This window comes from Pseudomonas sp. GL-R-26 (genome assembly GCF_019947365.1).
In the GTDB taxonomy this organism is placed as follows: Bacteria; Pseudomonadota; Gammaproteobacteria; order Pseudomonadales; family Pseudomonadaceae; genus Aquipseudomonas.
In genome coordinates this window covers 111409-137104 of record NZ_JAGYGI010000012.1, presented here as the reverse complement: position 1 = coordinate 137104, position 25696 = coordinate 111409, and the positions used below count along the sequence as shown (strand labels likewise).

Here is a 25696-nt window from a genome sequence, read left to right as displayed (position 1 = left end):
TGCCCATCCGCAAATGGGCGCAGGGTCATTATTTGCCGCTGTAGAGATTCAGATCGCCAAAGTGCTTCTGCTGGACGGCCGCATAGGTGCCATTGTCGTGCAGTGCCTGGATACCTTTGTTCAGCAAGGCCTGGAGCTCGGCGTTGCCTTTGGTCAGACCCACGGCGGTTTTGGCTGGCAGCAGGGGGCTTTCGACCGGCTCGCTGACCTGGAAGTCGGCGCCTGGTGGCGACTTCAGGAAGCCCAGTTCGGCTTGCAGCATGTCCTGGATCGAGGCATCGAGGCGTCCGGAGATCAGGTCAGCGTACACCTGGTCCTGGTTGGCATAGGCCTGGGTCTCTACCCCTGCCTTGTCCAGCACGGCCTTGGCGTAGGCTTCCTGGATGGTGCCTTGCTCGTAGCCGACTTTCTTGCCCTTGAGGGAGGCCGGATCGGTGCCGATGGCCACGCCTTTCTTGAATACCAGCGCGGTCGGGCCAGAGAACAGCTCGTTTGAGAAATCGATAACTTTCTCACGCGCTGGCGTGGCGGTCATGGAAGAGATCACGCCGTCGAACTTGTTGGCCTTGAGGCCGGGAATCATGCCGTCGAAGTCACTTTCGACCCATTTGCACTTGACCTTCAGCTCAGCGCAGATTGCGTTACCCAGATCGATATCGAAGCCCACCAGGCTGCCATCAGCGGCCTTGGATTCGAACGGCGCATAAGAGGGGTCGACGCCAAAGCGCAACTCCTTGTACTCCTTGGCCAGCACAGAACCGGCAGCTATGCACAAAGCCAATGCAGAAAGGGTGAGAAATGCTTTTTTCATTATTTTATTCCCAAGGACCATCGAAAGCGCTTGTGACGCAAGAGCACGTGTACTGCGTGGCGGAATGTCTTATGCACACGCAGATACTTGTACAGACAAGCATATGCAATCACCCGGCCAATTCGCGGATTGGGCGTTTGAAAAGGCGCGTACAGCGCTCTGGGATGGGCTTGGCAGGCAAGTGAGCGCAAGGAGGGAGGCAGCCGAACAGGCTGTTACCAAAGCAGGTTTTTACGCCCGGCTGGGGTATGCGGTAACAAAGTGTGAAATTAAGGGCGCCGACTTTCCTGGCTCAATCCTGCCGAAGTTGTAGGCAACATCCGAGAATCGCGTAAGGGGGTCTATCAACGGGGCCGAAAAAGAAAAGCCAATCGCTCACAACACCTTCCCCAAGTGCCCCCCCTGACCACAGTCGATTAGCTAAACTTCATGAGTAAACCACCTCGCGAAATCCTGTAAGTCAGGAGGTGAACAATGAGCAAGCAACCTCAACCCCAAAGCCGCTCCAACCCCCAGCCCAGATCCCGTCCGCTAGTGCCGAACCTGCCGAGCAAAACCGGCAACAAGTCCGGTGGCTTGCGCGGTAACTATCCGTCGAAGAAGTCGTAATGACCTCGGGAGTACGACAGGCTTTGCAACGGAGTCTGTCGTACTCCCCGTCACTTCGGCATTACTTGCCTCTATATCGGACATTGTTTTCCACGAGCGACGTCCTACCCGCCCGGAATGATGGCCAAGGGCTACGCTCCCCACGGCTTCTCAAATACACCTCGACCATGGCGGCAATCGATTTGCCTCAATGGCTCAAGCGATAAAGGACCTGTGGCGAGGGAGCTTGCTCCCGTTGGACTGCACAGCAGTCCCATTTTTTTGGGGCCGCTTCGCAGCCCAGCGGGAGCAAGCTCCCTCGCCACAGTGTCAGTGTCAGGCTTGTCTTTTGGTATTAGTCCTACCCCAGCTTCTTCCCGGTTCGAATACATGGAGTAAGCGTACATGCCCTTCCCCCCTCGTTTCCTCGACCACTACCGCAAAGCCGACCGCATCATGCTGGGCCTGATCTGGCTGATGTTCGCTTTCGCTATCGGCCTGGCGTTCTGGCACGACACCTTCAAGCAGGCGCTGTTGGTGGGCGGTGGCACCAGCGTGTTATTGACGCTGTTGTATCGCGCCATCGGCGGGTCGCGGTTGATGCGTTGTTTGCTGGGCGTGGGTTTGATGGTGATGGCGGCGTTGCATATCAATCAGGCCGAGGGGGTCATTGAGTCGCACTTCGGGATTTTTGCGTTGTTGGCGGTGTTGACGTTTTATCGGGACTGGCTGCCGATTCTGGTGGCGGCGGTGACGATTGCGCTGCATCACGTGGTGTTTCATGCGCTGCAGCATCAGGGTTTTCCGGTGTTTGTGATGGCCCATCACGGGGGTTGGACGATGGTGTTCGTTCACGCCTTTTATGTGGTGATGGAGACGGTCGCGCTGCTCTATCTGGCGGTGCACAGCCAGGCCGATGCGGTGGAGAGCCAGGACATGCTGGACAAGATGCTCGCCACCACGTCGCAGTTCACCGTCGGTACCGGCCAGGGTGACAAGGCGCGGGTACATGTGTCGCTGGCGCAGCGCTTCGATCAGTTCCTGGGGCAGATCACTGACTTGGTGGACGGTGTGGTACGTGACTCTCAGGGCTTGGGGCAGTTGGGCCAGGAGTTGGCCAAGGCCAGTAACACGCTGGAGAAAGGCGCGAAGCATCAGTTGACGGAAATCGCGCAGATGACCGGGTCGATGCAGCGCATGGGCGATGCGATGGAGCACATCGTGGTGCATGTCGAGCATGCCGTTGAACATGCCGGCCAAGCCAGTGTGCAGATCACCCGTGGGCAGGAAAGCGTGAACCGTGCGCGGCAGGAAATCACTCAACTGGCCTCGCGCCTGGAGGGCACCAACCAGACTGTGCAGGTGCTCGCGGGGCAGGCGCAGCAGATCAGTACGGTGCTGGAGGTGATCAGCAGCATTGCCGACCAGACCAACTTGCTGGCGCTCAACGCGGCGATTGAAGCGGCGCGTGCCGGCGAGCAAGGCCGGGGCTTTGCGGTGGTGGCCGATGAAGTGCGCAGCCTGGCGCAACGCACGGCGGTGTCCACCAAGGAAATCCGGACCATCATCGAGGCCTTGCAGCAAGGCAGCCGCAAAGCCGTGGAGGCCATGCAGGACAGTCGCGAAGGTGTGGAGCGCTGTGTCGAGGACAGTCAGTTGGCGGTGGCGATGTTGCAGGCCGTCGGCAGCGACATCTTGCACATCGATGAGCTCAATGGGCGGATTGTCACGACGACCCGCGAACAGTCCTCGGCGAGTTTCGAGATTGTCGGGCGCTTGCAGTCGGTGCAGAGCATTGCGCAGAACACGGCGGATGATGTGGAGACGCTGGCACTGAGCAGTCGGCGTTTGCCGCCGATTGCGACTCGGCTGGATGCGTTGGGGCGGACGTTTCACCAATGATGCAGCCCGGATTTTCCTCGAGGTTTTTTAAAAAAAGACGAAAAAATCCGCGGGCGTTTCATCTGCCTTCCGACTCGCCGCAAAGCCAGTCATGGTGCTGGCTGCGCTATCCAGACGGGCAAAAAATGACTGGCCAAGAGACTGCCGTTGGTCAGCGAATCTGATCAAAAAATGAACGAAAACGGGTTTCCCCGTTCAGAATACGCAACAGGTGACGCGGGCTCTGTTCCCCACCTGCCCCCAGAAGTGGAAGCTAAACCTCATAGGCACTCAGTGCGAATGAGGTTTTTTGTTACCTGCAAATTTAGCTAATCGAATGATTGGAAGTTCATTCGATTAGCTTGCTTTTATCCTGGCTGTGTAATGCCGCGGGTTAATTAATGTAAATGGCTGGACCTTGATGACAGCCAGCAACAGCAAACTTCAATCAAGTCGCACTGGGCGTCATGTTGATTGACTCTTTGAACAAAGAAGCACCGTGAAACCTGGTGTGCCTTCTTAGTCAGCCGCGGAATATCGGCTTTAGCAAATAGATTCCACTGTCAGCTTTTAATTAAATATCACTTGAGGATACCCAAATGAAATCCATGAAAGTTCTCTTCGTAGTTGCCGCTCTGACCGCCTCTTCTCTGGCGATGGCCACAGGTGGCGGTGATAAGACCTTCGCACGCATGGAGTCGGCCCGGAAAGTCTCGATGGAAGCCTTCCAGGTTGCACAAAAACAGCAGGCTGAACCCGCTGTAGCTGAAAGCAAAGCCAAGGCCGCCGATCGCGTCAAAGGCTGATCAGCTGGTATTGAGCAGTCGTCGACCAGCGCCTGTTGCCACGCAACTGGATGGGTTGGGGCGTACGTTTGATCGATAATGGGGCCGTGGTTTGCATGAACAATTTTTCATCATGCAGATCACGGCCTTACTTCACTTGATGCAGCAACCACGCTTCAATCCGAAGCAACGGTTTATTCGCAATCTACTGACAATCCCATCACATTTCGCCCGATAGCCTTGCTACTCCAGCGTCGCCACGGCGAGCGCAACATGCGAAACAGTGATGAAAAATTCTTTAGTTCGTTTTCTGAAAAGTGACCAGGGTGCGCTGATCCTTCTGCTTGGCGTATCGGCGTTTCTATTGCTGTTCGGGTTGGGCGCAAGGGAGCTTTGGGGCGCGGAAACGCGCTGGGCGAACATTGCGTTGCAGATGCTGCAAACCGGCGATTATTTCGACCCTTACCTCAAGGGCATGCCCTATTACGACAAGCCGCTGCCGTCCTATTGGCTGATCACGGCCACTGCCCATTTGATGGGCGGTCTCGGGCACTGGTCGCTGCGCTTGCCTTCGGTTCTGGCGGCCTGGCTGAGTGTCTGGCTGGTCTATCTGATCGGTGAACGGCTCTATAGCAAAGGCACCGGCCTGATTGCCGGGTGGTTTCTGGCGACGACGTTCTTTTTCGTGTTCTGGGCCCGGGTCGCCACGGCGGACGTGCTGACGGTTTGCGGTGTGTTGGCGGCAGTCTGGTGGTATTGGCGCGGCCCGGACGACACGCGCCTGAGTCGGTACTGCGTGTTTTTCCTGATGCTGGCGCTGACCTCACTGCTCAAGGGCTTGATTGGGTTCATCCTGCCGGGGCTGATGCTGTTGCCGCATCTGCTCAGTGAAGGACGCTGGAAAAACCATCTCAATCCACGCCTGTTTCTGGCGATGCTGGTGGGTGGCGTGGTCTACATGCTGCCGTTCATGTTGTCGCACCGTTATGGCACGCCGACTTTTGGGCCGAGCGGGCTGGGCCTGGTGTTTCAGGAGAACGTGGTTCGGTTTTTCAAGCCGTTCGACAACATCGGCCCGATCTATACCTACCTGCTGTATCTGCCGCTCTACACCCTGCCCTGGGCACCCTGCTGGATGCTCGGCCTGTGGGTGGCCGTGCGCGGCTGGAAGCACACCGAACCCAACGTTCGCTGGCTGATTTTGGGCCTGGGGTTGCTGTTCCTGTTCTTCACCGCCAGTGGCAGCCGGCGCAGCTACTACGTCTTGCCGCTGGTGCCGTTCGCGCAATTGCTGGCGGCCTGGTGGGTCACCCGGCGCATGGCGGCGCGTCAGGCTGCCGGTAAATCCGGCGGGCCCGGTTGGACCAAGGGTATTGCCGGGGCGGCCGGGTTCCTGTTCTTGGTCCTTGGTGTTGTCTATCCCTGGACCAACGGCGGTGCGGGCGGCGTCATGCAGTTCACCCAGGAGGTGCGCGCCGAAGCCATCAAGACGGCACCGTGGAGCGAATGGCGCATGGTGCTGGTGGATGTCGACAACAAGCTGCCGATGTACCTGCAAAACCAGGGCGCCCCGTTCTACTACGTGCTCCCGGATTCGGACATTCCACAAACCGGCGACAGCGCCGCATTGATGGCATGGCTGGAAAAGCAAAGTGGCGAGACCTGGAATCCACAGCGCACGATCATCGTGGAGCAGTACAAGGACATCAAACGACTGCCGCTGGATTATCTGTCGGCCGACCATCAATTGATCACCACCAAGCCCAACAACGGCGCACGGCTGTTTCATGCGCATGAGAATGGCAGTGCGGCGTTTGTTCCCGATGGGAAAACGGCGGTGACCAGGCAAGCGGTAACGCAGGCTTTGGATCAATGATGTATTGAAGTGAGCTATCAATAAAAACGGGCGTCTGCGGGGCGCCCGTTTTGTTTATATGCGCAAGCCCACTGGTCGCGGCAATATTGCTCTATAGATTCAATAAAACTACATTTGAATCTACAGACTCAGATAGAGCACACGAAAATGGCCGTCCCCATCCAAGCCCAATCCTTCACAAAAAACCAATGCGTCACCGGCCTGCGCGCCGCCGTGAGCATTCTGGAAAAGTGGAAAGCCACCAGCGACCAGGCCTGTCGCATCCTGCGTATTTCCCGCAGCACCTACACCCGCGCCCGGCAGCGTGACCCGGATTGGGCGGTGGCGCTGGATGCGGACCAGATGCAGCGCATCAGCTTCGTGCTGAACATGCATGCGACGTTGCGGCTGGTGTTCGATAACCCGAACAACGTGTACGGCTTTGCTTCGATGGCCAACGACAACGAGTTCTTCAACGGGCGTTCGCCGCTGGAGATCATGGCCCAGGGCGACATGATTTCGCTGTACGAAACCTTCCGCCGCATCGACATGCTGCGGGGTGCGCAATGGTGATGGCGAGCGAGCTGGCGGTGTTTGCCGGTCAGTCGTTGCAGGCTTATCGCCTGGTCAATTCGAAGTTTCCGCCCATTGCGTTGTTTGATGATGTGGCGGACGCAGATGAGTTCGAGGTGTTGTTCGAGATTCAGGCGCTGACCAATCCTCGGTTGAAGAATGAGCTGGGTCAGCTGGAGTTGATTGCGCGCAGCGAGATCCCGTTTGGCATTGCGGGTTGCTCCTACGCCATTGCGCCGTTTACCCACGTCAACCCGGCGGGTTCGCGTTTCAGTGACGGGCTTTTTGGGGTGTTGTACCTGGCGGATTCGATGGACGCGGCGCTGGCCGAGGTGCGACATCACCAGGCGCTGTATTGGTCGAAGGTGCCGAGCCTGAACTATGAGCGGTTTGTGTTTCGGGGGTTGGCCTGTGCTTTTGGCGATGGTGGGATGAAGGACGCCGCGGCCCTGCCAATGAGTGATCCGGTGTACGCGCCGGACGACTACAGCCATTCCCGTGTGCTGGGGCGGGCGGTGCGGGATGCCGGTTGTCCCGGGTTGCGTTATCACTCGGTGCGGATGCCGGGCAGTCATTGCTGGGCGCTGATGACGCCGAGGCCGGTTTCGTCGATTGTGCAGACGGCGCATTACGAGATGATCTGGAATGGGCAGATCACCAGTGTCAGCCAGATCAGCGAAGCCTGAACCTCATTGATCGGCGAATGAAACCCCTCGCCACAAAAAGCGGTGTTTGCACGTGTGGTGTTCGATCCATTGACCGCATCGATAGTCACCATCATTTCAATGAAGTTCTCTTAAAAAATCCCCGGCGTAACATCTGCTCCATACCAACCCATAAGCCCCCCGGAGCACACCATCATGAAACGCCAGACCCTCCTCAGCATCGCTTTCTCGGTTTTCGCAGTTAACGCTTTCGCCGCAACGTCTGCTCAACCTGTGGTCGCTGAAGGCGGCTCGGATCGTCTGATTGAAAGCCGTGTGGCCGAGGGTGGCTCCGATCGCCTGATCGAGAATCGCGTGGCCGAAGGTGGTTCCGATCGCCTGCTGGAAAAACGTGTTGCCGAAGGCGGTTCGGACAAGCTCCTGGAAAATCGCGTCGCCGAAGGCGGTTCCGACAAACTGCTGCAAAACCGCGTCACCGAAGGTGGCTCCGACCGTCTGATCGAAAGCCGCGCTGTCTGAATGCAGTGCTTGACCGCAGGACTCAACGAAAAGCCCGGCCTCAACAGCCGGGCTTTTTCGTGGTTCACGGTTTGATAACTGACCCTGCGCGGACAAGTCGTGTCCGTCGGACCGCAGGTCTTCGACTTGTTGCTGCTGTTCGTCAACAATCCCGATCGCGTCGTCAGCAAGGACGAATTGCTCAAGGCGGTGTGGGGCGACCGGATCGTTTCGGAATCGACGATCACAAGCCACATCAATGCCGTGCGCAAGGCCATCGGCGATACCGGTGAGGAGCAGCGCCTCGTACGCACCGTCGCCCGCAAAGGCTACCGCTTCGTTGGCCGGATCAACGGCAACATGGCCGAGGAAGCGCGACAGCCCGATAGCGATGAACGCCCGAGCGCTGCCCCGATACCAATCCCCTCCCCTGCGCTCGTCCTGCCGGAAAAACCCTCGATCACCGTCCTGCCCTTCCAGAACCTGAGCGGCGATCCGGAGCAGGAGTATTTCGCCGATGGCGTGGTGGAGGACATCATCGCCGCCCTGTCGCGTATCCGCTGGCTGTTCGTCATCGCTCGCAACTCAAGCTTCACCTACAAGGGCCAGACCGTGGACGCCCGGGGTGTCGGCCAGGCGTTGGGTGTGCGCTACGTGCTCGAAGGCAGCGTACGCAAGTGCGGCAACAGGCTGCGCATTACCGGGCAACTGATCGATGCGACGAGCGGGACGCACATCTGGGCGGTATCCTGAGGGCGCTGCACGGCGAAACAGACGCCGCCATCGAGAATTTGAACCATGCCGTTCGCTTGAGTCCGCTGGATCCGGAAATGTTCAGGATGCAGGTCGGGATGGCGCTCGCGCATTTCTTCGCCGGGCACTTCGATGCCGCTGCGGGCTGGGCGGAAAAGGCACTGGGAAACCTGCCCAGTCTGCTGATCGCGGCGGCGCTGGTGGCGGCCAGTCATGCGCTCGGCGGTCGAGTGGATAAAGCGGATTTGGCGATGCAACGCCTGCGAGAGCTGGATCCCTCTTTGCGCCTGTGCACCCTCAAGGACTGGCTGCCCATTCAACGGCCTGAGGATTTCGCGCGGTTCGTCGATGGACTGCGGTTGGCGGGGTTGCCGGAGTGATGGGGCGCTGAACACGACTTTCACCTGGCAAAACTTGCACTTTGCAAGGGTAGGCTAAGCTTTGATCAACTCGTTGCTCACGATGCTCGGTTCTGCAGGTTTTGGGTTTTTCTGGAGAGCGTCTGCAACAGCTATCCCAGACTGGCCCAAACCTTTCACGCAGGATTGCCGTGATGACAGAGCCCCTCCTCAGCTTTGATGCACTCAAGCACGCCGCGTCTGCCGGCGAAATCGATACCGTTCTGGTCTGCATGGTCGACATGCAGGGACGCCTGGTCGGCAAGCGCTTCCAGGTCGAGTTTTTCATCGACAGCGGCCATGAAGAAACCCACTGCTGCAACTACCTGCTGGCCGATGACATCGACATGGAGCCAGTGCCGGGTTACGCCGCGGCCAGTTGGAGCAAGGGTTATGGCGATTTCGTGCTCAAGCCCGACATGTCCACCCTGCGGCGCGTGCCCTGGCTTGAATGTACGGCGCTGGTGCTGTGCGACGTGCTCGATCATCACCATCGCCAGGACCTGCCCCACAGCCCACGGGCGATTCTGAAAAAACAGGTCGAGCGCCTGCGTGAGCGCGGCTATACCGGTATGTTTGCCTCGGAACTCGAGTTCTATCTGTTCGATGAGAGCTACGAGGCGATCCACAAGCGCAACTATCACAAACCGAAAACCGCCGGCCATTACATCGAGGACTACAACATCCTCCAGACCACCCGCGAAGAGCCGGTGCTGCGGGCGATCCGCAAGCACTTGCAGGCCTCGGGCATTCCCGTGGAAAACTCCAAGGGTGAATGGGGCCCAGGGCAGGAAGAGATCAACATCCGCTACGCCGACGCCATGACCATGGCCGACCACCACGTCATCATCAAGCATGCCTGCAAAGAGATCGCGCAGTTGCAGGGCAAGGCGATCACCTTCATGGCCAAGTGGCGCTACGACGCCGCCGGTTCCAGCAGTCACATCCATAATTCGCTGTGGGACAAGAACGCCAAGAAGCCGCTGTTCTACGACGCGAAAGCCGAGTTCGGCATGTCGAAACTGATGCGCGCCTGGGTCGCCGGGCAGCTCAAGTACGCCAACGACATCACCTGTTTTCTCGCGCCCTACATCAACTCCTACAAGCGTTTCCAGGCTGGCACTTTTGCGCCGACGCGGGCGGTCTGGAGCCGCGACAATCGCACCGCCGGCTTTCGCCTGTGTGCCGAAGGCAGCAAGGCCATCCGCATCGAATGCCGCATCGGCGGTGCCGATCTCAACCCCTATCTGGCCTTCGCCGCGCTGATCGCAGCAGGATTGAAGGGTATCGACGAGAAGCTCGTTCTTGCGCCGCCGTTCGAAGGCGACGCCTACCTCGATGAGCATTTGCCGGAAGTGTCCAAGACTCTGCGCGAGGCAAGCGCCGCCCTCAAGAGCTCAAGCATGTTGCGCGAGGCTTTTGGCGACGAGGTTGTCGACCATTACGTGCACACCGCCGAGTGGGAGCAGAAAGAGTACGACCGGCGAATCACCGACTGGGAATTGCAGCGCGGCTTCGAGCGCTACTGAGAACATCATGACTGAGAAGGTGCAACTGATCTCCCCGGTCGATGGCCGGGTGTACGTCGAACGCGATCTTGCCGATGCGGCGCAGGTCGAGCAGGCGCTGACGGCGGCTGCCAGCGCACAGGCGTCATGGCAACGCCGATCACTGAGCGAACGCGCGGCTTATTGCAGCGCCGCAGTGGACGCGATGCTGTCGATGCAGGCCGACATCGTGCCGGAACTGGCCTGGCAGATGGGCCGCCCGGTGCGTTACGGCGCCGGCGAACTGCGCGGTTTTGCCGAACGCGCCCGGCACATGATCGCTATCGCACCGCAGGCCCTGGCCGCTATAGAGCCGGAGCCCAAGGCGGGTTTTCGGCGTTTTATCAAACGCGAGCCGCTGGGCACGGTGCTGGTGGTCGCTCCGTGGAATTACCCCTATCTGACGGCGGTGAACACGATCATCCCGGCGCTGATGGCCGGCAACAGCGTAATCCTCAAACATGCATCGCAAACCCTGCTGGTGGGCGAGCGTTTCGCCGAGGCCATGCGTCGCGCAAAACTGCCCGAGGGGTTGTTCCAGAACCTGCTGCTCGACCATGTGTCGACCGGGGCGATCATCGCTTCCGGACGCGCGCAGCAAGTGAACTTCACCGGTTCCGTGGAGGCTGGCAAAGTCATGGAAAGCGCCGCCAGCGGACAATTTCTCGGCATGGGCCTGGAGCTCGGCGGAAAAGACCCGGCGTACGTTCGGGCAGACGCCAACCTTGAACACGCGGTGGAAAATCTGGTGGACGGCAGTTTCTTCAATTCCGGGCAGAGTTGCTGCGCCGTGGAACGCATCTACGTCGATCAGAAAATCTACCCGGTGTTTGTCGAGCGCTTCGCCGAACTGACCCGCCAGTATGTGCTGGGCAACCCGCTGGACGAAGCCACCACCCTCGGTCCGCTGGTGACACCGGGCGCCGCATTCTTCGTTCGTGGCCAGATCGCCGAAGCGTTGGCCCAGGGTGCGACGGCGCTGATCGATCCGCAGGCATTTCCCGCCGACGTGCCGGGCAGTGCCTACCTCGCGCCGCAGGTGCTGGTGGACGTGACCCATCAAATGTCGGTCATGCGCGACGAAAGCTTTGGCCCGGTGGTCGGCATCATGCCGGTGGCCAGCGATGAAGAAGCCATCGCCTTGATGAACGACAGTGAGTTCGGGCTCAGCGCGTCCATCTGGACCCAGGACCTCGCCGCGGCCGAACGCCTGGGCAACGAGATCGCCACCGGCACCGTGTTCATGAACCGCTGCGATTACCTGGACCCGGCACTGGCCTGGACCGGCGTGAAGAACAGCGGGCGCGGCATCACCCTGTCGCCACTGGGCTACGAGCACCTGACCCGGGCCAAATCCTTTCATCTGCGTCACAAGGTGTAGACCATGAACCTGACAGGAAACTGGAACTACCCCACGAGCGTTCGTTTCGGTGTCGGGCGCATCGCCGAACTGGCCGAGGTCTGTCGCAGCCAGGGTATCCAGCGACCCTTGCTGGTGACCGACAGCGGCCTGGCGCGCGCGCCGATCACCACGGCGGCACTCGACGCATTGCGCGCCGCCGGTCTTGGCGTGGCGCTGTTTTGTGACCTCAAGCCCAATCCGGTGGAGGCCAACCTGGCCGGCGGGCTCGACGCCTGGCGTGCCGGCCAGCACGATGGCGTGATCGCTTTCGGCGGCGGCAGTGGCCTGGACATGGGCAAGCTGATTGCCTTCATGAGCGGCCAGACCCGCCCGGTCTGGGACTTCGAAGACATCGGCGACTACTGGACCCGCGCCGACGAAAGCCGCATCGCCCCGGTCATTGCCGTGCCGACCACGGCGGGAACCGGTTCCGAAGTCGGCCGTGCGGCGGTGATCATCGACGAGCGCACCCACACCAAACGCATCATTTTCCACCCGAAAATGATGCCGCGCGTGGTGATCAGCGACCCGGCCCTCACCGTCGGCATGCCGGCGAAAATCACCGCTGGCACCGGCATGGACGCGTTGTCCCATTGCCTGGAAGCGTACTGCGCCCCCGGTTTCCACCCCCTGGCCGATGGCATTGCCGTGGAAGGCATGCGCCTGGTGGCCAACTCACTGGTGAAGGCGGTACACACGCCATCGGACCTCGAGGCCCGCGCGCAAATGCTCGCGGCAGCGGCGATGGGCGCCACGGCATTCCAGAAAGGCCTGGGCGGGATGCATGCGCTCTCCCATCCGGTGGGTGCGCTGTACGACACCCATCACGGCATGACCAATGCCACCTTCATGCCCTATGTCCTGCAGTTCAATCGCTCGGCCATCGAGGAGCGCATCACCCGCCTGGCGGCGTACCTGCGCCTGCCCTCCCCGGGGTTCGACAGTTTCCTGGCCTTCGTCCTCAAGCTACGCAAGGACATCGGTGTGCCCCATACCCTGTTTGAACTGGGCGTGGATGACCGGCAGGCCGACCTGATCGCCGACATGGCGATTGTCGACCCCTCTGCCGGCGGCAACCCGCTGCCATTGACCCGGGACGGCGTGGCAAAGATTTTCGACGCGGCGTTTCACGGCCGTCTGTAGAGCAGTCGCCTGGCCGGCACTGCGCATGGACAGGTGTGATCCGATAGCGACAGGAGCAGTACGACAAGGGGTTGAAAGCCAGCCCATCCGGCCAGCCGGATGGTTGCGTATGAACACCTGAAGGGGCACACATCATGAACCCAGCAAGCCAGCCGGGCACCGAAACGCACGACGATGACGTCAAGGTGCTGCACAGCATGGGCTATGCCCAGCAACTCTCACGACGAATGGGGGTTTTCTCCAACTTCGCCATTTCCTTTTCGATCATCTGCATCCTCTCGGGTGGCATCAACTCCCTGGCCCAGGGCACCTCGGGTGCGGGTGGGATATCCATCGGCATCGGCTGGCCGATCGGCTGCCTGATCTCCGGGGTATTCGCCATGGCCATGGCGCAGATTTCCTCGGCCTACCCCACCGCCGGCGGCCTGTATCACTGGGGCTCGATCCTCGGTAACCGCTTCACTGGCTGGCTGACCGCGTGGTTCAACCTGCTGGGGCTGGTCACGGTGCTGGGCGCGATCAACGTCGGCACCTATTACTTCTTTTTCGGTGCCTTCGGACCGGCGCTGGGCATGGAGGACACGACCACGGTCCGGGTGATTTTCCTGGCGATCCTCACCGGCCTGCAGGCCTTGTGTAACCACTTGGGCATCGGCCTGACCGCCAAGCTCACTGACTTCTCCGGCTACCTGATCTTCGCCACGGCGCTGGCACTGACCATCGTCTGCCTGATGTCGGCACCCAGCTACGAATTCGCGCGGCTGTGGACCTTCAGCAACTATTCCGGCGAGGTGGGCGGCAGCGTCTGGCCACAGGTCTCCAACGGCTGGGTGTTCATGCTCGGCCTGCTGTTGCCGATCTACACCATCACCGGCTATGACGCCTCTGCGCATACCTCCGAGGAAACCCGCAATGCGGCCATGTCGGTGCCGCGCGGCATGGTCATGTCGGTGGTCTGGTCGTTGCTGTTCGGCTGGCTGATGCTCAGCGCGTTCGTGCTGATGCTGCCGAACATGGACGAGGCGGCCAAGCAAGGCTGGAACGTGTTTTTCTGGGCCATGAACACCCAGGTCAACCCGACCTTGAAGCTGGTGCTCTACGTGGCGATTTTCATCTCGCAGATACTCTGCGGACTGGCCACCGTCACCTCGGTTTCACGGATGATCTTCGCCTTCTCCCGGGACGGTGGCCTGCCTTGCTCAAAAGCGTTGTCCTCGGTCTCATCGACCCATCGCAGCCCGGTCGCGGCGATCTGGACCGGTGCCACCCTCGCGGTGTTGTTCGACTGGGGATCGTCGGTGATCTCGATCGGGGCAACGCCGGTCTATACGATCGTGGTGTCCTGCACGGTGATCTTCCTGTTTTTCTCCTTCGCCATTCCCATCGTGCTCGGCCTGTTTACCTTCGGGACGTCGAAGTGGCCGACCATGGGGCCGTGGAACATGGGCCGCTTCTGGTACTCGGTGTTCGCCATTCTCTCGGTCCTGTCGATGATCATCATTTTCGTCATCGGCATCCAGCCACCGAACGATTGGGCGCTGTACATCACCATCGGCTTCCTGGTGCTGACGGCCATCGTCTGGTTCGGCTTTGAAGCCCGGCGCTTCCAAGGGCCGCCGGTGGGCGACATGATCGTCAAGCGCCAGGCTGAAATTGCTGCGGCGGAGGAGGCGTTGAACCGCAAATAGAGCGAGCAATGAGTAACCTGTGGCGAGGGAGCTTGTCGGATCGCCGCACCGTCCCGCTTGAGTGCGCAGCACTCACAAAAATCGGCGTTGTTGCGGACATTTTTGGGGCCGCTACGCAGCCCAGCGGGAGCAAGCTCCCTCGCCACAAGTACCGTGCAGTGCCAAGGGAACAAAATGGGGCTCGGTTCGCCGGGCTTTTTTTTATGGCGATGATTTATCCTGTGCCTCCGATTTCACCCCGGAGACACCTGTGCCCGCCCTCACCGCCCGCGAGGTTTACCAGCCGTTGCGCGATGCCGCCCAGGGCATTTGCACTTTCCAGCGAGTCGACAACGCCTGCGAGTCCGGCCATGTTCGGGTCGACATCGACGGCTGGCGACTCACACTGGAGGTCGACGCCGGCCACTTGCGCCGCTGCCTGCACGGCCAAAGCCCCGATGGCCGTGAATATGTGTTCGACAACGGGCAACGCTTCGGCACCGACCCGGTGAGTCTGCTCAGCACCTGGGAGCTGGCGCAGATTGAACGGTTGCTGGCCTGAATCCTTCGCAACCTGTCGTTCCCTGGCCGCACTTGTGATAAACAAGCCGGAGTGATTTTCGCGTCCAAGGAGGTTCTGCCCATGCCCCGTTCCCCTCGCCTGCCGCACTGGTTGGCCTGCACCCTGCTCGGCTTGTTCGCTGGCGGCGTGCAAGCGGACACGTCGCCCCCAGCGCCCGATGCCTTGCAACCCTTGCTGGCGACGATGAATGAGCGGTTGTACATCAGCGAGCTGGTGGCGCTGACCAAATGGGACAGCGGCAAACCGGTCCAGGACAACGCCCGGGAAGCGCAAGTCATCGCCAACGCGAGGAAGCAGGCGGCCCAGCACCAGATAGACCCCGACGATGTCGCCGACCTGATCGCCGCCCAGATCGAAGCCAGTAAACTGGTGCAATACGGCCGAATCGCACAATGGCAAGCGGCGCACAAGGCACCGGACACGCCACGGCCAGACCTCAACAAAGACATCCGGCCCAAGCTCGACACCCTGCAAAACCAGCTGCTCACGCAGTACGCCGCGTTCCTGCCCTACCGTAATGACCCGAACTGCCCGCAATGGCTGGCCACCGAACGCTCCGCGCTGATCAAGGATTACCTGCATGGCCAGGCGATGATTCGTGCAACCGGGGAGCTGTGTATTGCGGGGCGATAACGTCAAATGAGCCACACTGAAACCCTCGCCAAAATCCTGCTCGGCCCGGTGTTGCTGGCGCAAGGTCTCTACACCAGGCGCGTGACGCCCAAGTTGCCGGAGGCCGAAGGCGAACGTCAGGGCGATGCCGGCAGCGGCGACGTTCTGCGCTTGTTGATTGTCGGCGACAGCGCCGCTGCAGGCGTGGGTGCGGCGACTCAAGGTGAAGCCCTCAGCGGTCGGCTGGTGGAGCGCTTGGCCGATGATTACCAGGTGTCGTGGAAACTCTGGGCGCGCACGGGTCTGGATTCCCAAGGGTTGCTGGAGCTGCTCGAACAGCACGCCCCCGAGCCGTTCGATGTGGCGCTGTTGTCGATTGGCGTCAACGATGTCACCAGTTCACTCACCCTGGATCAGTGGCTCGCTCGGCAACAGCGTTTGATGGCGCTGTTGTGCGACAAGTTTGCGGTGAGGCAGATCGTGGTGTCGCCGCTTCCGCCGATGCATTTGTTCCCCGCGCTGCCGCAACCCTTGCGCTGGTTCCTGGGTTTCAGGGCGCGGCGTTTCAACGCACATCTGGCGGATCTGGCCGCACGCCTGGATCAATGTACGATGCTGACTACCCCACTGGCGCCCGAACCGGGCTTGATGGCCAGCGATGGTTTTCATCCGGGGCCGATGCTCTACCGCCAGTGGGCCGACGATGCCGCCAGGGTTATCGACCAACGCTTTCGCACCACAACAATAAAAAACAGGAGTTGAAGATGTCCGAGCTGAACCTGAACCACAACGTCGCAGCGGCCCTGAAGCAGTGGCACGGGATGATCGGCAACCGCGACTTGAGCGGCTTGCCCGAACTGCTCGATCCGCAGGCGGTGTTCCGTTCGCCGATGGCGCACACGCCGTATCCGGGGGCGCCGGTGGTGTCGATGATCCTCAACACGGTCATGAACGTGTTCGAGGATTTGGCCTATCACCGCGAGTTGGCGACGGCGGATGGCTTGAACGTGATTCTCGAATTCAGCGCCAGGGTCGGCGGGAAAGAGCTGAAGGGCATCGACATGATCCGCTTCAACGAACAGGGCAAGATTGTCGAGTTTGAAGTGATGGTGCGGCCGCTGAGTGGCTTGCAGGCGTTGGGTGAGGAAATGGGGCGGCGGTTGGGGGCTTATCTGAAGGCCAGCAAGGCCTGACTTATCCGACTCACCAAAAATCCCTGTGGGAGTGAGCCTGCTCGCGATGGCGGAGTGTCAGTCAATATGTTGTTCACTGACCCACCGCTATCGCGAGCAGGCTCGCTCCTACAGGTTTTGTGTACAGCCTGAAAACTTCACACCATCGGCTGGTGACTGGTCACGCAGTGAATCCCGCCACCGCCCGCGGAGATCGCGTCGATGTCGAGTTGCACCACCTTGCGCTGCGGGTAGAGCTCGGACAGCAGGTCGAAGGCTTTGGCATCGGCTTCTTCGTCGCCGAATTGCGCAGCGATGATCGCGCCGTTGATCACGAAGTAGTTGATGTAGCCGGCGGCGAAGTCCTGATTGTCTTTGCTGAACTGGCTGCTGCGCGGGTTGAGCGGCGGCGACACGGTATGCACCTGCAACTTGCGGCCATCGGCATCCGTGGCGTTTTCCAGGATGTCCAGGTGGGCGCGCGTGACCTTGTAGTCATAGGACTCGGGGTCGTTGTCGAGGTTGGCGATGACCACGCCGGGCTTGACGAAGCGCGCATAGAAGTCGACGTGGGCGTCGGTGATGTCCTTGCCCTTGATGCCCGGCAGCCAGATGATTTTGCGCAGACCCAGGCGTTCTTTCAGTTCTGCCTCGACGTCGGCCTTGCTCCAGTCGGGATTGCGATTGCGGTTGATCCAGCTGCTTTCGGTCATGATCCCGGTGCCGTGGCCGTCCACTTCGATGCCACCGCCCTCGCCCACCAGTTCGCTGCGCAGGTAATCGGCCTTGGCGTTTTCGGCGACCAGGGCGGCCAGTTGCGCATCGTCCTCATGCTGCTGTTTGTTGCCCCAGCCGTTGAAGTTGAAGTCCACGGCGCCGAGGTTGCCATTGCCGTCGACGACAAAATTGGCGCCGATGTCGCGCATCCAGATGTCGTCCAGTTCGGTGATCACGAAGGTGGTGTTGTGGCTGCCGCATTTGACTTCGGCCAGGCGCCGTTCGCTCTGGCGACAGAACACGGTGACCGGCTCGAATTCGGCAATGCTGCGGGCGATCCGGCCAAGGGCGTCTTGCACGTGGGGCGTGAAGTCCTCCCAGATCGCGGCCTGTGCGCCGAAGGCGATGAAAGCCCGTTGGTGTTTGTCTCCTTCATCGGGCATGTACCACTTGCCCTTGCCGGCCGCTCGCACCGGCAGGCCGGCAAAGCCCAATCCCATGGACACCACCGCGCCCAGCCCGGCGGCGACCGATACCTGCTTGATGAATGTTCGACGTGTCGGCATGTGTTTTCCTGAAATCGAGGTTTGGCCGGCCCTCGGGCCGGCCGGTAATCATTTGACTGTAGCGGTCTTGAACTTGGTCCAGGTGCGCATGCGTGCCCGCATGTCGGCCTGGGGAATGTCCTTGCCGGGAATCAGCCGTGCGTAGGTGGCTTCATCAAGATAGATGTCCGGATTGTTGCGCATCGCGGCATCGACATCCGGGCGAGCCTTGGCGTTGAAGGTCGGGTAGCCGGTGAAGTTGCTGATGGCCGCCATGTTCTGCGGGCGCATCACGAAATTGATGAATGCGTAGGCGTACTCCGGGTGCCGGGCGTCGACGGGAATGGCCATGGTGTCCATCCACACCGTGGTGCCTTCGAGGGGAATGCGGTAGTGGAAGGTGGTTTTCTTGCCGGCGCTGTCCGACGCGCGCTGCGCCTGGGTCATGTCGCCGCTGTAGCCCAGGGACACGCACAGGTTGCCGTTGACCAGGTCGGTCACCGGTTGCGACTGGAACTTGCGAATGTACGGCCGCAGCTTCATCAGCAAGTCACTGGCCGCCGCCAGGTCCGCCGGTTTGGCGCTGCGCGGGTCGCGGCCGAGGTAGTTGAGCACCACCGCCAGCACTTCGTCCGGCGAGTCGATCATCGAGATGCCGCAGTCGGCGAACTTCGCCGCCAGTTCCGGCTTGAACAGCATGTCCAGGCTATTGACTGGCGCGTCCGGCGCACGCTGGGCGATCTGCTCGGCGTTGTAGGTCAGGCCGATAGTGCCCCAGGTGTACGGGACCGTAGCCTGGCTCGAATGCTCATAGTGCGAGCGCAATTTCTGCAACCCCGGCTCGACGTCGCTCAGGGCGGTGATTCTGGACTGATCCAGCGGTTGCAGGCTGCCGGCGCGCATCAGGCGTTCGGCCACGGTGTCGCCGGGGAAGATCAGGTCGTAGCCGCTGCCACCGGCGAGCATTTTCGCCTCCAGGGTTTCACTGCCGTCCATGACGTCGTAGATCACCTTGATCCCGGTTTCGGCGGTGAACTTGCTCAGGGTGTCCTCGGCGAAATAATCGGCCCAGTTGTACAGCCGCAGGGTTTTCTCCTCGGCGTGCAGCGCAGGCACCGCACAGCCCAGCGCCAGCCCCATGGCCAGGCACAGCTTGTTGATCGTGTTCATGTCACACCCCTTGGGTTGCCCAGCGTGAGTGAATCTGACGACCGTCCTGGGTCAACAAGGCGCCGTACATGTCCGGACGGCGATCGCGGTAGATGCCCCAGGTCAGGCGGTCTTCGCGCATGGCCGCTAGGTCCAGGCTGTGGACCAGCACGCCGGTAGTGTCACGGTCGGCTTCGGCGAACAATTTGCCCTTGTGGTTGCAGATGAACGACGAGCCGTAGAAGTTCATTTGCAGGGTCGGGTCGGTGGTCGCCGCTTCCCGGCCGACACGGTTGGCCGCCACCACCGGCAGCAGGTTGGCGGCAGCGTGACCGCGCATGGTCATCTGCCAGTGATCCCGGGAATCGAGGGTGGCACAGCCCGGTTCGGAGCCGATGGCAGTCGGGAACAGCAGCACTTCGGCGCCCATCAAGGCCAGGCAGCGGGCGGTTTCCGGGAACCACTGGTCCCAGCAGATGCCCAGGCCGATGCGCCCGAACGCGGTGTCCCAAACCCGGAACCCACTGTCGCCGGGGCTGAAGTATTCCTTCTCCTGATAGCCGATGGCGTTGGGGATGTGGGTCTTGCGGTACACCCCCAGCAGGCGCCCGTCGGCGTCGGCCACGCTCAGTGAATTGAAGTAGGCGTTGCCGGCCTTCTCGTACCAGCTCAGCGGCAGCACCACGCCCAACTCTTTCGCCAATGCGGCGAAGCGCTGGAGCACGTGGCTGTCGCGATACTCCTCGGCCAGCGCCAGGTGTTTGTGGTGTTGCTCGATGCAGAAGTACGGCGTGGCGAACAGCTCCTGCAACAGGATCACTTGCGCGCCCTTGGCCGCAGCTTCGCGAACCAGTTGCTCGGCCTGGTCTAGGTTGTGTTTCAGGTCCCAGGTGCAGGGCATCTGGGTGGTAGCGATGGTCAGCAGTGTCATGGCATCAACCCCGCACCGGCCAGGCCGGCTGTTGCTGGGTGATGCAATGCACACCGCCGCCGCCATGGGCCAGATGGTTGATCCGCACCGGCACCACTTCGCGTCCGGGGAATGCCTGCGCCAGCACTTGGGCAGCGACCTTGTCGGCATCGATGCCGTAGGCCGGCATGATGATCGCGCCGTTGGCGATGTAGAAGTTGGTGTAGGAGGCGCAAAACACTTCGGCCTCGGTGTCCACTGCATCGGAAGCTTCATAGAGTTCGATCAGTTCGAACTTGCGGCCCTGGGCATCGGTGGCCAGTTCAAGAGCGCGACGGTTTTCCCGTGCGACTGCGGCGTACACAGAGCTTTGGTCATGGGTGGCGTCCACCAGCAACACGCCGGGACGGGCAAAGGCGCACACGCCGTCGACGTGGCCGTCGGTCATATCGCCGGTCACGTAGTCCGGATCGCCCGGCAGCCAGATGGTTTTCTTCACGCCCAGCAGGCGGGTGAAAATCTCTTCGATCTCGGCCTTGCTCACGCCCGGGTTGCGGTTGGGGTTGAGCAATACCGATTCAGTGGTGATCAGCGTGCCCTCGCCGTCCACGTGAATCGCGCCGCCCTCGTTGCTCAGTGCCGTGCCGAAACACTCCAGCCCCAGATGGTTGAGCGCACGGCGGGCCAGGCTTTCGTCCAGATCGTGGGCCGACTTGCCGCCCCACGCATTGAAGCGCCAGCTAACACCGGCCAGACCTTGCTGCGGGTGGCAGACGAAGCTCGGACCGGAGTCGCGGCACCAGCTGTCGTTGACCGCCAGTTCGATCAACTCGATGTTCGGCCCGCACAAGGCCTTGGCGCTGGCGACGGCGGAAGGATCGACCACCAGTTTCACCGGCTCGAAGCGGGCGATGGCGTTGGCCACCCGGGCGAAGTCTTCTTGAACCTGTGGCAGTGTCACCCGCCAGCCTGACTCCCACAGGGTCTTGTTGTGCGGCCAGACCATCCAGGTGGCGGCGTGGTTGACCCACTCGGCCGGCATCGTCCATCCGCTGTTTTGAATTACGTTCTGCTGCATGACAAGCACCTCTGAGTTAAGTCATTGTGTTCAATGAAAACGGCCTTGGCGGTCTTTGCATGCATGCTACGGCTGGTAAAACGGGCAAACAAACGATGGATTTTGCCGACAACTGATTAGAGGAACTTATCGATATGCTCAAACACTGGCCACCCCTGAGCACCCTGCGCGGCTTCGAAGCCGCCGCCCGGCTGGGCAGCTTTCACAAGGCCGCCGATGAGTTGCACCTCACCCAATCGGCGATCAGCCAGCAGATCCGCAGCCTTGAGGCCTACCTGGAACAGCCGCTGTTCCATCGCAGCGGGCGCAGCGTCAGCCTGACCGATGCCGGGCACGATCTGCTGAGCACCACCCAGGCGTTGTTACAGCAATTGGCGGTGGGCATTCGCCGGTTGGGGCAATATCAGAAACCCAATCAACTGGTGCTCAACACCACCCCGGCGTTTGCCCGGCACTGGTTGTTGCCGCGCCTGGGGGATTTCCGTCGCCAGCATCCGCAGGTCGATCTGTGGATTTTCAGCACCGATGAAGTGCCGGACATGGCCAGCCAGACCATCGACCTGGCGGTGCGCGACGACATCGGTTCCCAGGCCGAATGCAGTTTCAGGGTACTGCACGCCGACCGCCTCTACCCGGCCTGCCACCCGAGCCTGCTGGCAGTGCCCGTGGAACAGCGCACCACTTTGCATGGCGAACGGGAAATGGACTGGAGCCACTGGGCGGTGGAATCGGGCATTGATGTGGGGCAGATGGATCAGGGGCTGAATTTTTCCGATCCGGGTTTGCTGCTGGACGCGGCCTGCACCGGGCTGGGCATTGCGCTGGTGAGCCAGTTGCTGAGTCGGCAGGCGCGGGCCACCGGGCTGTTGCAGCCAATGGTGGAGCAAACCATCCGCGGCCCGAACTGGGCGCTGCTGACCCACCGTGACAGCGAGAACATTGCAATGGCGCGGGCCTTCACCCAGTGGCTGGTCGACAATCTGGCGGCCGAGCAGCAGCCCTCGGCCTGATCATTGCGCCGGGAAGGTTTGCAGGTAAGCCAGCAGGTCTTCGATTTTTTCCGGATCGCTGAGGCCCCAGAAAATCATGCGGGTGCCGGGGACGACTTTCTTCGGCGCTTCGAGGTAGGCGATCAGGGTTTCGCGGTCCCAGACCAGGTTGGCGGATTTCATCGCGTCGGAATACACGTAGTCCGTGGTGACGGCGGAGTGGCGACCGATCACGCCATTGAGTTGCGGGCCGAAGGATGCGCGGGCCGACTCGCCGATCTGATGGCAGCCGCTGCAGAGGCGCTTGTACACTTTCTCCCCGGCCTGGACATCGCCCGCAGCAAGGGTGGGCATGCTGAACAGGCCAGTGGTGAGCGCCAGAGCGAGGGTCAGGGCGGCGATTTTCTTCATGTTCCGTTTCCAGTCGGGTGTTGCCGGATGGCTATTGGAACACGGTGGTCGGGGATATCCCAAGTGGTCAAATGGACGCAATCCCTGTGGGAGCGGCGGTGCGGCGGTCCGACTTGCCCGCGAAAGCGATGTATCAGTCACCTTCTCTGCTGGAGGTGATGGCCTCTTCGCGGGCAAGCCCGCTCCCACAGGTTCTGTGTGGTGGCTTATTTTCCGGGCTTGGTCCGGGAGGTATTGAGCTCAATGGCCGCCTGAATCAACGCCGTCAGCGCCGCTTCATCGATCTGCTCACCCTCGCGGAGATCGATGGCACGCCGGGTATTGCCTTCAAGGCTTGCGTTGAACAGCTTCGACGGATCGTCCAGCGAAGCGCCCTTGGCGAAGGTCAGCTTCACCACTTGCTTGTAGGTCTCGCCGGTGCAAATGATGCCGGCACGGGACCACACCGGCACACCCCGCCACTTCCATTCTTCAATCACTTCGGGATCGGCCTGGTGGATGATCTTGCGGACGCGGGCCAGGGTTTCGCCGCGCCAGTCGGCCAGTTCCCGGATTCGCTCGTCGATCAGCGCCGAGGCTTCGTTTGAGTCAACCTTGTCCGTTTTCATCACCGTTTCGACCCTCATCATGATGGTTGTGACCGATGAGGGTAGACGGTGTTCGAAGGTTTTCAGGAATCGCTGACTGACGGCGCCTGGGGCACAGGGCGCTTGCTCCCGCGCCACAGTTAATCACTCGCAGCAGGATTTTTGGCATCCTGATGAACGTCCATCAAGCTGTCATCGAATCGTCATGAACCGGGCGTCATACTCAGGCAATCCAATGCGTGCTTTAACTTTCTGCTGCCCCTCCCGGCAGCTTTTTTTTGCCTGGAATTACCCTTACAAACACTCCTGCGCCGCACGTTCGAACGTCGACGGCACGAAGGTCGAGGCCAGTAGCTTGCGCTCGTACAGGAACACCTTGCCGCCGTTCGAGGCTTTATAGGTTTCAAGCACATTGTCCGCCGACACTTTGCTCGGGATGACGATGCGGTAGCTGCGCTGGGTCTGCGACACCGTTGGGTTGAGCGCATCGTGCTGCAACTTCGGCACCACGCAATGGGTGTACTCCTCCGGCGACTTGCTGGTGTGCAAGGTCATGGTCGGATTGTTCGGCGTGGCACAACCGGCCAGCAGCAGCGAGGCGAAGGCCAGGCTTGGGGCAAAAACAGTGCGCATGAATCAGGTCCTGAAAAGAAATCTACGATGGATCGGCTTGCCCGCCGCTCAATGGGCGTTGGGCTGATTAATTTGTTGTTGCGGTCAATCCGGCGGTTACCAGCGCCTTCAGCGACGCATCGAACTGTTTCAGCGCGGTCAGTTGCAGGTCGCGTTGCTGTTCGATTTGCGCGGCGATCTCGGGTGCGGCCTTGTCATGCACCCACACCGACGGCAGTTGTTTTTCCACCGCGCCTTCGGCCTTGCCGATGTACTGCAGGTTGGCGTCGTAGAACCGCGCGGCGAATCGCGCCTCGACCCGGTCGTTACGCTGGGTCAGCAACTGGTTGTGGGTATCGAGCATCACCACCACGTCCGGGTGGGCCTGTACCAGCGCATCGAGGTTGTCGTAGACCGTCACCGACAGAAAGGTGTGGTGCAGTGAACTCATCAGCCAATCGATGGCCAGGTCCGGATCGGAGCTGTTGACGAATGCCTGGCGAATCCGCGCATCGAGTGCGTTCTTCGCACCGTTGACGGCCACCGAGTGGTATTGCTTGAGGTATTGCAGGTTTTCCAGGGTGTTTTCGCTGTACAGCACCCCGAGCGTCTGCCCGTATTGCAACCCGACCTGGCCAGCGGTGATGGGCGGCAGATGGCAGCGTGCATCTTCGGCAAAGGCCGGAGCGGTGGATGCAACGCTGCCCAGCAACAGGGCAATCGCAGCCAGTCGGGTCAAGATTTTCATCGCGCAGGTTCCTTGAGCAGCGTGTTCAATGCAGGCAATTTTCCGCCTTTGCGCAAAAAACAGAACTTGCGATTCTTGATGGTGACTATTGACTGAACCAATAGTGTGGCGGCGCCAGCGCCTGCCTCTGGCGCAAACTTACCGATCAAAGTCGAACAAGCGGCTGTGCCGGGCGCCCACGGTTGATTACAGTGGCGACTGCCCTCAAAACCTGATCAAGGAACGAAACAATGGTGACCTGCTACCTGAAATACGTGCTCGATCCCTATCAGCTCGACGCTTTCGAGCACTACGGCAAGTTGTGGATTCCCCTGGTGGAAAAATTCGGCGGCCAGCACCACGGCTACTTTTTGCCATCGGAGGGCGCCAACAACATCGCTCTGGCGCTGTTCACCTTCCCCAGCCTGGCGGAGTACGAACATTACCGGCAGCAGTCGATGAACGATCCAGAGTGCATCGCCGCGTTCAAGTACGCCGAGGAAAAGAAATTCATCCTCAGCTACGAGCGTTCGTTCATGCGGCCGGTGCTTGGCTGACTGGATCGCTGAGTCAGTCTTTTTTCAGATCCAGGCAATAGGTGAAGTAACCGGGGTCGCGCACCCAGCCCAGGGATTCATACAGGCGTTGGGCGGTGAGGTTGTCGGTGGCGGTTTCCAGGGTCATGCCTTTGCCGCCGGCCAGCTTCGCAAAATCCCGGGCGGTGTTCATCAGCAGTGTGCCCACGCCTTTGCCCCGGGCGGCGGGCGTGGTGAACAGATCACCGAGCAGCCAGGTGCGATGGGCATCGATCGAGGAAAAGGTAGGGAACAGCTGGACGAAGCCGAGGTTTTCGCCGTCGGTGTCCTGGGCAAGAAATATCACCGATTCACCCCGGGCGAGTCGCTCGGCGATGAAGGCGCGCGATTGCGCAAGATTCGACGTCTGCTTGTAGAACATCCGGTAGGCGTCAAACAAGGGGGCGATCTGGTCGATGTGCGATGCGTCGGCGCGCAGGGCCTGAATAGCCATGAGGGTGCT

The 25696-nt window shown here is 60.7% G+C and carries 27 protein-coding genes and 1 pseudogene; 18 read left to right on the top strand and 10 right to left on the bottom strand.

The window, feature by feature from the left end; genetic code table 11:
• Positions 1–28: 28 nt before the first annotated feature.
• Positions 29–811, bottom strand: coding sequence for a transporter substrate-binding domain-containing protein (locus KGA96_RS14725; protein ID WP_223513391.1), 783 nt, complete (start codon positions 809–811; stop codon positions 29–31).
• A gap of 474 nt (positions 812–1285) precedes the next feature.
• On the opposite strand from KGA96_RS14725, the gene KGA96_RS29655 reads away from it, so the two are divergent.
• The 16 genes and pseudogenes from KGA96_RS29655 (at position 1286) to KGA96_RS14650 (ending at position 16954) form a co-directional block, all read left to right on the top strand.
• Positions 1286–1420, top strand: a complete 135-nt coding sequence (locus tag KGA96_RS29655; protein ID WP_008017234.1) for a hypothetical protein — start codon at positions 1286–1288, stop codon at positions 1418–1420.
• A 384-nt stretch (positions 1421–1804) separates the two neighbouring features.
• Positions 1805–3301, top strand: coding sequence for a methyl-accepting chemotaxis protein (locus KGA96_RS29745; protein WP_223464483.1), 1497 nt, complete (start codon positions 1805–1807; stop codon positions 3299–3301).
• A 578-nt stretch (positions 3302–3879) separates the two neighbouring features.
• Positions 3880–4086, top strand: a complete 207-nt coding sequence (locus tag KGA96_RS14715; protein ID WP_046037962.1) for a co-regulatory protein PtrA N-terminal domain-containing protein — start codon at positions 3880–3882, stop codon at positions 4084–4086.
• A gap of 265 nt (positions 4087–4351) precedes the next feature.
• A complete protein-coding gene (locus tag KGA96_RS14710; RefSeq protein ID WP_046037961.1) occupies positions 4352–5941 on the top strand; it encodes an ArnT family glycosyltransferase in 1590 nt (529 codons plus the stop codon).
• A gap of 147 nt (positions 5942–6088) precedes the next feature.
• Complete coding sequence (locus KGA96_RS14705; protein ID WP_223513389.1) at positions 6089–6493, top strand: antitoxin Xre-like helix-turn-helix domain-containing protein; 405 nt, start codon at positions 6089–6091, stop codon at positions 6491–6493.
• Positions 6487–7179, top strand: coding sequence for an RES family NAD+ phosphorylase (locus tag KGA96_RS14700; protein WP_223513387.1), 693 nt, complete (start codon positions 6487–6489; stop codon positions 7177–7179). Before KGA96_RS14705 ends, KGA96_RS14700 begins: the two co-directional genes overlap by 7 nt.
• A gap of 174 nt (positions 7180–7353) precedes the next feature.
• Positions 7354–7677: a hypothetical protein gene (locus KGA96_RS14695; protein ID WP_223513386.1), complete on the top strand. Its 324-nt coding sequence runs from the start codon at positions 7354–7356 to the stop codon at positions 7675–7677.
• A 78-nt stretch (positions 7678–7755) separates the two neighbouring features.
• Positions 7756–8789: pseudogene (locus KGA96_RS14690) on the top strand (winged helix-turn-helix domain-containing protein).
• 173 nt (positions 8790–8962) lie between these two features.
• Positions 8963–10336: a glutamine synthetase family protein gene (locus KGA96_RS14685; RefSeq protein WP_223513384.1), complete on the top strand. Its 1374-nt coding sequence runs from the start codon at positions 8963–8965 to the stop codon at positions 10334–10336.
• A gap of 7 nt (positions 10337–10343) precedes the next feature.
• Positions 10344–11735 (top strand): aldehyde dehydrogenase family protein, encoded by a 1392-nt coding sequence (locus tag KGA96_RS14680; protein WP_223513382.1) that lies wholly within the window; start codon positions 10344–10346, stop codon positions 11733–11735.
• 3 nt (positions 11736–11738) lie between these two features.
• Positions 11739–12899 (top strand): iron-containing alcohol dehydrogenase, encoded by a 1161-nt coding sequence (locus KGA96_RS14675; protein WP_046037953.1) that lies wholly within the window; start codon positions 11739–11741, stop codon positions 12897–12899.
• 134 nt (positions 12900–13033) lie between these two features.
• Positions 13034–14587, top strand: a complete 1554-nt coding sequence (locus KGA96_RS14670) for an amino acid permease (RefSeq protein ID WP_223513380.1) — start codon at positions 13034–13036, stop codon at positions 14585–14587.
• Positions 14588–14837: 250 nt separating this feature from the next.
• A complete protein-coding gene (locus KGA96_RS14665; RefSeq protein WP_046037951.1) occupies positions 14838–15128 on the top strand; it encodes a hypothetical protein in 291 nt (96 codons plus the stop codon).
• Positions 15129–15209: 81 nt separating this feature from the next.
• Positions 15210–15782, top strand: coding sequence for a chorismate mutase (locus KGA96_RS14660; RefSeq protein WP_046037950.1), 573 nt, complete (start codon positions 15210–15212; stop codon positions 15780–15782).
• Between the two features lie 6 nt (positions 15783–15788).
• Positions 15789–16523: an SGNH/GDSL hydrolase family protein gene (locus KGA96_RS14655; RefSeq protein WP_223513377.1), complete on the top strand. Its 735-nt coding sequence runs from the start codon at positions 15789–15791 to the stop codon at positions 16521–16523.
• Between the two features lie 2 nt (positions 16524–16525).
• Positions 16526–16954 (top strand): nuclear transport factor 2 family protein, encoded by a 429-nt coding sequence (locus tag KGA96_RS14650; RefSeq protein WP_046037947.1) that lies wholly within the window; start codon positions 16526–16528, stop codon positions 16952–16954.
• Between the two features lie 137 nt (positions 16955–17091).
• Here KGA96_RS14650 and KGA96_RS14645 read toward each other — a convergent pair whose 3' ends face one another.
• Genes KGA96_RS14645 through KGA96_RS14630 form a run of 4 tightly spaced genes read right to left on the bottom strand, consistent with a single transcriptional unit; the run spans position 17092 to position 21332 of the window.
• The gene (locus KGA96_RS14645; protein WP_223513373.1) at positions 17092–18216 is read right to left on the bottom strand and encodes an agmatine/peptidylarginine deiminase; all 1125 of its coding nucleotides are present in this window, start codon (positions 18214–18216) and stop codon (positions 17092–17094) included.
• Positions 18217–18264: 48 nt separating this feature from the next.
• Positions 18265–19365 (bottom strand): extracellular solute-binding protein, encoded by a 1101-nt coding sequence (locus KGA96_RS14640; protein ID WP_223513364.1) that lies wholly within the window; start codon positions 19363–19365, stop codon positions 18265–18267.
• A gap of 1 nt (position 19366) precedes the next feature.
• On the bottom strand, positions 19367–20275 hold the full coding sequence (aguB, locus tag KGA96_RS14635; RefSeq protein ID WP_046037935.1) for an N-carbamoylputrescine amidase: 909 nt from the start codon (positions 20273–20275) through the stop codon (positions 19367–19369).
• A 4-nt stretch (positions 20276–20279) separates the two neighbouring features.
• The gene (locus KGA96_RS14630; RefSeq protein ID WP_223513360.1) at positions 20280–21332 is read right to left on the bottom strand and encodes an agmatine/peptidylarginine deiminase; all 1053 of its coding nucleotides are present in this window, start codon (positions 21330–21332) and stop codon (positions 20280–20282) included.
• A 134-nt stretch (positions 21333–21466) separates the two neighbouring features.
• Here KGA96_RS14630 and KGA96_RS14625 point away from each other — a divergent pair, with 134 nt between their 5' ends.
• Positions 21467–22342, top strand: coding sequence for a LysR substrate-binding domain-containing protein (locus KGA96_RS14625; RefSeq protein WP_223513357.1), 876 nt, complete (start codon positions 21467–21469; stop codon positions 22340–22342).
• On the opposite strand, the gene KGA96_RS14620 is transcribed toward KGA96_RS14625, so the two are convergent.
• The 4 genes from KGA96_RS14620 to KGA96_RS14605 form a co-directional block, all read right to left on the bottom strand.
• Positions 22343–22732, bottom strand: a complete 390-nt coding sequence (locus KGA96_RS14620; RefSeq protein ID WP_223513355.1) for a c-type cytochrome — start codon at positions 22730–22732, stop codon at positions 22343–22345.
• Positions 22733–22938: 206 nt separating this feature from the next.
• Entirely contained in the window at positions 22939–23340 is a 402-nt protein-coding gene (locus KGA96_RS14615; protein ID WP_223513353.1) for a DUF1801 domain-containing protein, read from the bottom strand.
• Positions 23341–23613: 273 nt separating this feature from the next.
• On the bottom strand, positions 23614–23952 hold the full coding sequence (locus KGA96_RS14610; RefSeq protein ID WP_223464504.1) for a hypothetical protein: 339 nt from the start codon (positions 23950–23952) through the stop codon (positions 23614–23616).
• Positions 23953–24019: 67 nt separating this feature from the next.
• A complete protein-coding gene (locus KGA96_RS14605; protein WP_046037922.1) occupies positions 24020–24679 on the bottom strand; it encodes a hypothetical protein in 660 nt (219 codons plus the stop codon).
• Positions 24680–24909: 230 nt separating this feature from the next.
• Between KGA96_RS14605 and KGA96_RS14600 the strand changes: the two genes are divergently transcribed.
• Positions 24910–25215 (top strand): NIPSNAP family protein, encoded by a 306-nt coding sequence (locus KGA96_RS14600; protein ID WP_046037921.1) that lies wholly within the window; start codon positions 24910–24912, stop codon positions 25213–25215.
• Between the two features lie 13 nt (positions 25216–25228).
• Here KGA96_RS14600 and KGA96_RS14595 read toward each other — a convergent pair whose 3' ends face one another.
• A complete protein-coding gene (locus KGA96_RS14595) occupies positions 25229–25687 on the bottom strand; it encodes a GNAT family N-acetyltransferase (protein WP_046037920.1) in 459 nt (152 codons plus the stop codon).
• Positions 25688–25696 lie beyond the last annotated feature (9 nt).

Excerpts from the sequence above, each read along its gene's own strand:
- KGA96_RS14620 (WP_223513355.1), bottom strand. The coding sequence starts at position 22,732 with ATGAAGAAAATCGCCGCCCTGACCCTCGCTCTGGCGCTCACCACTGGC.
- KGA96_RS14630 (WP_223513360.1), bottom strand. The coding sequence starts at position 21,332 with ATGCAGCAGAACGTAATTCAAAACAGCGGATGGACGATGCCGGCCGAG.
- KGA96_RS14670 (WP_223513380.1), top strand. The coding sequence starts at position 13,034 with ATGAACCCAGCAAGCCAGCCGGGCACCGAAACGCACGACGATGACGTC.
- KGA96_RS14615 (WP_223513353.1), bottom strand. The coding sequence starts at position 23,340 with ATGAAAACGGACAAGGTTGACTCAAACGAAGCCTCGGCGCTGATCGAC.
- KGA96_RS14710 (WP_046037961.1), top strand. The coding sequence starts at position 4,352 with ATGAAAAATTCTTTAGTTCGTTTTCTGAAAAGTGACCAGGGTGCGCTG.
- KGA96_RS29745 (WP_223464483.1), top strand. The coding sequence starts at position 1,805 with ATGCCCTTCCCCCCTCGTTTCCTCGACCACTACCGCAAAGCCGACCGC.
- KGA96_RS14675 (WP_046037953.1), top strand. The coding sequence starts at position 11,739 with ATGAACCTGACAGGAAACTGGAACTACCCCACGAGCGTTCGTTTCGGT.
- KGA96_RS14695 (WP_223513386.1), top strand. The coding sequence starts at position 7,354 with ATGAAACGCCAGACCCTCCTCAGCATCGCTTTCTCGGTTTTCGCAGTT.
- KGA96_RS14660 (WP_046037950.1), top strand. The coding sequence starts at position 15,210 with ATGCCCCGTTCCCCTCGCCTGCCGCACTGGTTGGCCTGCACCCTGCTC.
- KGA96_RS14625 (WP_223513357.1), top strand. The coding sequence starts at position 21,467 with ATGCTCAAACACTGGCCACCCCTGAGCACCCTGCGCGGCTTCGAAGCC.
- KGA96_RS14715 (WP_046037962.1), top strand. The coding sequence starts at position 3,880 with ATGAAATCCATGAAAGTTCTCTTCGTAGTTGCCGCTCTGACCGCCTCT.
- KGA96_RS14605 (WP_046037922.1), bottom strand. The coding sequence starts at position 24,679 with ATGAAAATCTTGACCCGACTGGCTGCGATTGCCCTGTTGCTGGGCAGC.
- KGA96_RS14600 (WP_046037921.1), top strand. The coding sequence starts at position 24,910 with ATGGTGACCTGCTACCTGAAATACGTGCTCGATCCCTATCAGCTCGAC.
- aguB (WP_046037935.1), bottom strand. The coding sequence starts at position 20,275 with ATGACACTGCTGACCATCGCTACCACCCAGATGCCCTGCACCTGGGAC.
- KGA96_RS14725 (WP_223513391.1), bottom strand. The coding sequence starts at position 811 with ATGAAAAAAGCATTTCTCACCCTTTCTGCATTGGCTTTGTGCATAGCT.
- KGA96_RS14645 (WP_223513373.1), bottom strand. The coding sequence starts at position 18,216 with ATGCCGACACGTCGAACATTCATCAAGCAGGTATCGGTCGCCGCCGGG.
- KGA96_RS14650 (WP_046037947.1), top strand. The coding sequence starts at position 16,526 with ATGTCCGAGCTGAACCTGAACCACAACGTCGCAGCGGCCCTGAAGCAG.
- KGA96_RS14680 (WP_223513382.1), top strand. The coding sequence starts at position 10,344 with ATGACTGAGAAGGTGCAACTGATCTCCCCGGTCGATGGCCGGGTGTAC.
- KGA96_RS29655 (WP_008017234.1), top strand. The coding sequence starts at position 1,286 with ATGAGCAAGCAACCTCAACCCCAAAGCCGCTCCAACCCCCAGCCCAGA.
- KGA96_RS14705 (WP_223513389.1), top strand. The coding sequence starts at position 6,089 with ATGGCCGTCCCCATCCAAGCCCAATCCTTCACAAAAAACCAATGCGTC.
- KGA96_RS14640 (WP_223513364.1), bottom strand. The coding sequence starts at position 19,365 with ATGAACACGATCAACAAGCTGTGCCTGGCCATGGGGCTGGCGCTGGGC.
- KGA96_RS14610 (WP_223464504.1), bottom strand. The coding sequence starts at position 23,952 with ATGCGCACTGTTTTTGCCCCAAGCCTGGCCTTCGCCTCGCTGCTGCTG.
- KGA96_RS14685 (WP_223513384.1), top strand. The coding sequence starts at position 8,963 with ATGACAGAGCCCCTCCTCAGCTTTGATGCACTCAAGCACGCCGCGTCT.
- KGA96_RS14595 (WP_046037920.1), bottom strand. The coding sequence starts at position 25,687 with ATGGCTATTCAGGCCCTGCGCGCCGACGCATCGCACATCGACCAGATC.
- KGA96_RS14655 (WP_223513377.1), top strand. The coding sequence starts at position 15,789 with ATGAGCCACACTGAAACCCTCGCCAAAATCCTGCTCGGCCCGGTGTTG.
- KGA96_RS14700 (WP_223513387.1), top strand. The coding sequence starts at position 6,487 with ATGGTGATGGCGAGCGAGCTGGCGGTGTTTGCCGGTCAGTCGTTGCAG.